Annotated in this window: 6 protein-coding genes; all 6 read right to left on the bottom strand. The window is 67.8% G+C overall.

From position 1 onward, the window contains the following. Nucleotides 1-90: 90 nt before the first annotated feature. The 6 genes from ACQ9ZG_RS26630 to ACQ9ZG_RS26605 all read right to left on the bottom strand — a co-directional run bounded on the left by ACQ9ZG_RS26630 (nt 91) and on the right by ACQ9ZG_RS26605 (nt 6,040). Nucleotides 91-474, bottom strand: a complete 384-nt coding sequence (locus ACQ9ZG_RS26630) for a hypothetical protein (protein ID WP_018490392.1) — start codon at nt 472-474, stop codon at nt 91-93. 1 nt (nt 475) lies between these two features. Beyond that, nucleotides 476-931 (bottom strand): YbaB/EbfC family nucleoid-associated protein, encoded by a 456-nt coding sequence (locus ACQ9ZG_RS26625; RefSeq protein WP_028419126.1) that lies wholly within the window; start codon nt 929-931, stop codon nt 476-478. Between the two features lie 173 nt (nt 932-1,104). Next, nucleotides 1,105-4,659 carry an AAWKG family protein gene (locus ACQ9ZG_RS26620; RefSeq protein WP_499281296.1) on the bottom strand — a complete coding sequence of 1,185 codons (3,555 nt, stop codon included), beginning with the start codon at nt 4,657-4,659 and terminating at the stop codon, nt 1,105-1,107. Nucleotides 4,660-4,704: 45 nt separating this feature from the next. Beyond that, nucleotides 4,705-5,181, bottom strand: coding sequence for a type VII secretion system-associated protein (locus ACQ9ZG_RS26615; RefSeq protein ID WP_018488241.1), 477 nt, complete (start codon nt 5,179-5,181; stop codon nt 4,705-4,707). 126 nt (nt 5,182-5,307) lie between these two features. Continuing rightward, complete coding sequence (locus tag ACQ9ZG_RS26610) at nt 5,308-5,616, bottom strand: WXG100 family type VII secretion target (RefSeq protein ID WP_018488242.1); 309 nt, start codon at nt 5,614-5,616, stop codon at nt 5,308-5,310. 88 nt (nt 5,617-5,704) lie between these two features. Beyond that, nucleotides 5,705-6,040 carry a hypothetical protein gene (locus tag ACQ9ZG_RS26605; protein WP_026237564.1) on the bottom strand — a complete coding sequence of 112 codons (336 nt, stop codon included), beginning with the start codon at nt 6,038-6,040 and terminating at the stop codon, nt 5,705-5,707. Nucleotides 6,041-6,178: the final 138 nt, after the last annotated feature.

The raw sequence follows: 6,178 nt of genomic DNA, 5'->3' as shown, positions 1-6,178 counted from the left end.
GATGCTCAACGGCGGCCGCCTCCGGTGCCGTCCGGGCAGCACGGACCGGCCGCTCCCCCGGTGGTGCGGGAGCGGCCGTCGCGGCGGAGGTCAGTGGCGCGCACGCCCACCCGAGCCGTCGCCGTACACACCGTCGGTCTCGGTGCGGCTGTTGTACGTGTGGAGGCCTTCCAGGTTGGTGTCCCGGGTCTGGCGCACCAGGTGGATCTGGTCCTTCATGGCGGCGGTGCTGGCGCTGAGCGCGTCCCGGAAGCCGGTCATGGTCGCGGTGACCTTCTGGGTCTCGTCCCGGTCCCGTTCGGTGGCCTTCTGGCTCATCTCGTCCGTGCCCGCGGCCGTGCCGGTCCAGCCCGCGGTCGCGAAGACGCCGTCGCGGAAGTCCGTCAGGATGGACATGGCGAGATCGGCGATCTGGTCCTGCTGCTCGGTCAGGGACTCCACCCGGCTGGGGTCGAAGTAGTAGCGTCCGGCCATCTCAGTCACCCTCCTCGTCGAGCGCGTCCCGCCAGGCGGGCTTGGCGGCGTCCGGCCGCGGCCGGTCCTCCTCGTCGTCCTTCTCCAGCACCTCGGGGCCGAAGATCTTCGCCCAGTCCAGCTCGAAGCCCGGCAGCTCCGGCACGGCGCCGCTGGGTTCGGTGAAGGGCATCAGGGCCTTCATCACATGGCGGTTCATCGCCAGCCGGGCCTCGGCGGCCGCCTCCATGACGCTGGCCGCCAGTTCCTGGGGGGACATGTCCCGGTATTTGTTCTCCAGGAACTCCAGGCTGGTCAGCTCCCCCTGCGGGCCCACGGTCACGCGCACCGCGCGGTCGGAGGAGAGGCGCGCGAACGAGGCCTGCCGCAGCTCGTGTTCGGTCCGCGCGATGGCTTCCTGTGCTTCCTGGAGTTCGGCCATCGCCGTCTCCAGGCGCTTCTCCAGAGGTTCCGGCACGCCCATGTTCCCTTCTCCGTTCCTGTCGGCCCCGGTGTGCCGCCCCGCGGGCCGCACACCTTGATCAACACCTGACGATTCTGCTGGTGACCGCCCGTCGGGGGAAGCCCGTACGGCGCGCCGTCCCTATGGGATGCGTCTCTTCTCCGGCCGGGGCCGGGGGGCCGGCGCGGTCACCGTCCGATCACGGCGGGGCTGCCGCCCTCCTCGGTGCCCCAGACGTCCTCGTCCTCCTCCAGGTAGGCGGAGGAACTGGTGGTCCTGCGGGCGCCGTCCGGCTCCTCGGCTCCCCGGGGGTCGCTGCCGTTGCTGGTGGTGGAGACCCGGGGGGCGGGGGCGAGGAAGGTGTCCTCGCTCTCCTGGCGGTTCCAGGCGCCGCGGCGCCGGCGTTTGCGGCGGGCGCTCTCCTCCGCCGCGTCGACCAGCACGGCGCGGACGCGTTCGCCGTTGCCCTTCTCGCCTCCGGCACCGCCCATGCCCCCCGCGCCGCCCATCGGCATACCGGGTGAGCCGGGCATCCCGGGGGCGCCGGGGGCACCGGGGGCCTGTCCGCCCGGTCCGGGGGCCTGGCCGGGGTTGAGCCCGTCGCCGGAACCGTTCCCGAGGAGGGCGTTGTCGAGCCCGATGGGACCGAGGCCGCCGCCGCTGCCACCGCCGCCGAGGCCCAGGTTGGAGAGCGGCACGTCACGGGAGACCGTGCTGGGGCCGCCGCCGGTGGAGCCGCCGCCGCTGTTGCCGTTCAGGTTGCCCAGGTTGCTGAGGTCCAGCCGTTCGCCGGGGCCCCGGTCCAGGCCGGAGTTGAGCCCGCCGAGGTCGACGGTGCGGGTGTTGCCGTCCGGGTCGGTGATCGTCGTGCGGCCCGTCTCCGGATCCGTGACCTGCACCGTCCCGTCCGGGAATGTCGTCTTCAACTGACCGTTGTCCAGAACCGTCTTCGACCCGTCCGGATTGGTCACCTCAGCACCGTGCGTCAGATCCACCGTCCGCGTCGAACCATCCGGATCAGTGATCGTCAACTGACCCGTATCCGGATCGAACGAACTCCGGCTCCCATCCGGAAACACACTGTTCAGATCCCCGTCGAGACCCAACGACGTACGACCGCCCGTCGGCGTCTCCAAACCGCCACGAGCACCGTCCAGACCACCCAGATCCAACCGGTCCAACCCACCGGAGGAGTTGTTCAGCCCGCCGAGGTCGACGGTGCGGGTGTTGCCGTCCGGGTCGGTGATCGTCGTGCGGCCCGTCTCCGGATCCGTGACCTGCACCGTCCCGTCCGGGAATGTCGTCTTCAACTGACCGTTGTCCAGAACCGTCTTCGACCCGTCCGGGTTCGTCACCTCAGCACCGTGCGTCAGATCCACCGTCCGCGTCGAACCATCCGGATCAGTGATCGTCAACTGACCCGTATCCGGATCGAACGAACTCCGGCTCCCATCCGGAAACACACTGTTCAGATCCCCGTCGAGACCCAACGACGTACGACCGCCCGTCGGCGTCTCCAAACCGCCACGAGCACCGTCCAGACCACCCAGATCCAACCGGTCCGACCCACCGGACGGGTTGTTCAGCCCGCCCAGGTTGCCGAGGTCGGTGGTCGTGGTGCTGCCGTCCGGGTTGGTGGTGACGGCCTGTCCGGTCCGCGGGTCGATGACCTGCTTGGAGCCGTCCGGGAAGGTGGTCGTCAGGTTGCCGTCGCGGTCGAGCGAGGTGACCGAGCCGTCCGGGTTGGTGATCTTGGCCCCGCCGGAGAGGTTGCGGGTGACGGTGGAGCCGTCCGGCGAGACGGTGGTGAGGTCCCCGGTCTCCGGATCGAAGGTGCTCCGGCCGCCGTTCGGGAAGTCCGTGGTGATCGCGCCGTCCCGCAGCCGGGTGCTGCCCCCGGTCGGCGTGTTCAGGCCTCCGTTGCCGAGGAGGTTGCCCAGGCTCCGGGTGAATTCCTCGGTCGGGTTGCCGCGTGTCCCGTCCTGGTTGCCGTTGAGGGGGCCGAAGTTCCCGAGGCTCTGGGTGACCGGGGGGATGACGCCCGGCGGGAACGCGCCGGGGCCGCCGTTCAGGTTGTCGCCGAGGCTCCCCAGGCTGTTCAGCACGTCGTTGTTCGCGTTGCCCAGGTTGCCCAGGCTGTTGAGCACGTCGTTGTTGGCGTTGCCCAGGTCGTTGAGGTTGTCGAGCGCCGAGTTGTTGATGTTCCCCAGGTCGTCCAGAACGGTCTTGTTGTTCTGGTTGAGGTCGTCCAGGATGTTATTGCTGTTCTTGTTCAGATCGTCCAGGAAGTCGTTGTTCTTGCTGTTCAGGTCATCCAGGATGTCGTTGTTCTTGTTGTTGAGGTCGTCCAGGATGTCGTTGTTGTTCTTGTTCAGGTCGTTCAGGAAGTCGTTGTTGTTCTCGTTGAGCTTGTCGAGCCAGTCATCGATGTTCGGACCGCCGCCCGTGGGGTCGTTGAGCTTGTCGTTGGCGTAGTCCTCGCCGGCCGTGCTGGTGGTCTTGGGCTTCGGGACGTTCTCGGTGAAGTCCTTGGTGAGGTCCAGGAAGCGGTTGTTGAGCTTCGAGGTCTCCGCGACGGCCGGCCGGACCAGCATCTCGTCGACGCCCTGGTTCCACAGCTCGACGGCCCGGTCGCCGACCTTCTTCCAGTTGGCGATGTCGCTCAGGTCCCCGTAGATCGGGTGCTCCTGGGAGAAGCCTCCCTTGGGCGAGTGGGTGACACTGGTGTATCCGGCGCCCTGGTAGCCGGTGTGGGTGTACGCCTCGATGTTGCTCTCGCCGATGTTGTGCTGGTTCACCCACATCGCGAGGTCGTCGAGCAGATAGCGCAGCACCCGCAGCGGGTCGTAGTAGTCGGACTGCGCCCACTCCAGCCACTTCCCCAGCAGGGTCGTGGCGCTGCCCTTGAGGCTCTGGCTGCCGATGGACAGGGCGCGGGAGTAGACCGTGCCGCCGCTGCCGGTGGCGTCGTCGGCCTGGGAGGAGGCGGCGAACGTCTCGACGTACCCGTCGTAGTTCTCGCGGACCTTCTTCAGCAGATTGCGGAAGACGTCGGCCGCCTCGCCCTTCCAGCTCGCGTCCTCGCGGGCGAAGCGGTCCTCCCAGTCCTTCAGGACGACGGCCTTGTTCTTGAAGAACTGGGCGGCCCGGTCGAAGGACTCCCCCGTGTCGGCGAAGGACTTGAGCACGACGGCGTTGGTGTCGTCCACCTGGAGGCCGGCGAACTTGACGCCCTCGGTCCCGCCGTCCCGCAGCGCCATGAGCGCGGCCCGCGGGCCGTTCATGTACTGGGCGAGCGGGATCGTGCTCATCTCCTGCTTGTTGTAGTCCTTGAACTCGTTGCCCTCACGGACGTTGACACTGTCGACGTCCTCGGACGAGGTGCCCGCGAAGTGGATCTCGTTGTCCGACTTGACCCGGCCCTCGAAGACGATCCGGGCCTGCATCAGGACGCTCTTCTTGTTCCTGTTCAGGAAGAAGATGTCGTAGTCCTGGCCCTCGTTGACGAGGAAGCCGGACTCCGAGACGACGGACTTCAGGTCTCGTTCGCGGATGTCCATCCGGAACAGCGGGCCACCGCTGGTCGAGGTGAGCTTCTCGAAGATCGTCTTGCGGTCCGGCACCGGATAGCCGGTGATGTGGCGGACCAGGGTCGCCCAGGCGTCCTCGGTCTCCGCCTCGTACCCGTTGAGCGTGTTGATGTTGTCGCGGGAGTTGGGGTCCGCGTTCCCGACCTCAGCCACTGGTGGCCCCTTCGGTGCTGGTCCTCGTCCTGGTCCTGGTGCCGGTCAGGAGTTTCCTTCGCTGCCGCCGGTGCCTCCGACGGTCAGGGCGTCCACCTCGTCGAAGGTCTGGAGCAGCGTCTGCGCGTCGATCGCGTCGAGGTTCTTCTCCTTGGTCTTGTTCGCCTCCTCGATGGTGTCGGTGAGGGCTTCCTTCAGCTCCTTGAAGAGGGTCACCTGGTCGCCGAGGAGCTTGTCGATCCCGGTGGCGGCCGTGGTGATGGAGGTGAGCAGCGTCTTGCCGGAGATCAGGTCCCCCTCCTCGCCCCGGCCGATCTTGCCGATGCGCAGGATCTGCTGGTCCTTCTTGGGGTTCTCCGGGGTGGTGTATCCGGCGACCAGGTCACCGAGCGGCCGGACGCCGTCCTTGGTGTCCTCCCGGTGGCTCTTCGCGTCGCGCTGGACCGGCTCGACCTCGTAGTCCCGGAAGTTCTCCATCTGCTTGAGGTCGAAGTGCTTGACGTCGGCCTTCTCACCGGCCATGGGGCGTCCTCCTCGGGTTCGGTGCCGGACGGGGTACGGGGCGGCGGGCGCCGGGGGTCTCCGGTCGCCCGCGACGCGTCCGGGTCCCGCCCGCCGACGGGGCGGTGGGGCGGAACCCGGAGTCGGCTAACGGGCCCGTACGTTGCCCCAGTTGTCGGCGCTCCGGCGCTCGTCCCGCGAGTGGTTGTCGTGGATCATCTGGACGAGGTCGCCGCTGTCGCCGAGGAGCAGGGCCATGTTCTTGGTCGCCTGGTCCCACTCGGCCTGCACACCGCGGTACATCGCCTGGTCGTCACCCTCCCAGGAGCTGACGAGCGGCTTCAGCTCGCCCTCCAGGTTGTTGAGGGTGGTGATGATCTGCTGGGTCTGCTGCTTCAGCTCCTCGATCGCGTGGCGAACCGTGGAGTACTGCACATCGATGATGCCGTCGGCCATGACATCTCCTCTCGGATGGCCGGGCCGGGGCCCGGTGGTGCTGAGGGGGTCCGGCCTCCGCACGGGTGACCGGTGACGCGGGGTCGGGTCAGCGCAGCGCCTCGAAGACGCCCTGGCTGGTCTTGCTGTTGAGCACCTCGGTGAGGTCCTGGTTCTCCCTGGCCAGCCGGTTGGCCGAGGTCACGTTCTCCTGAAGCGCGTCGATCATCTTGCTGATCTGGACGACGACCTTCTGGGACTCGCCGGTCCAGCTCCGGAAGAGCCTCAGCAGGGCCTGGCCCTCGTCCCCGCCGACGCCCGAACGCGCCGCGATCTGGGCAACGTTGTCCTGGATCTTCTCCACCTGGGCCCGGGCCGACTCGAGTGAGGAGACACCTCCCAAGCCCTTGGCATAATCAGCCCTCCGCTGGCCAGTGTCCGCCATGTCACGCTCCCTTCGTCGAGGCAACTCTCGTCACGTGGTTGCCCGCTGAGGTTATGGAGAACCTCGTGTGCGGCGCAACGTACGCAAGGAAGATTTGAGCATAGGCCGGGTTCCTGCATTCCTTGCACGGCACGGAAG

The organism is Streptomyces araujoniae (genome assembly GCF_050871195.1).
Lineage (GTDB): Bacteria > Actinomycetota > Actinomycetes > Streptomycetales > Streptomycetaceae > Streptomyces > Streptomyces bacillaris.
The sequence above is the reverse complement of the archived record's forward strand: the minus strand, read 5'-3'. Positions and strand labels throughout refer to the sequence as shown.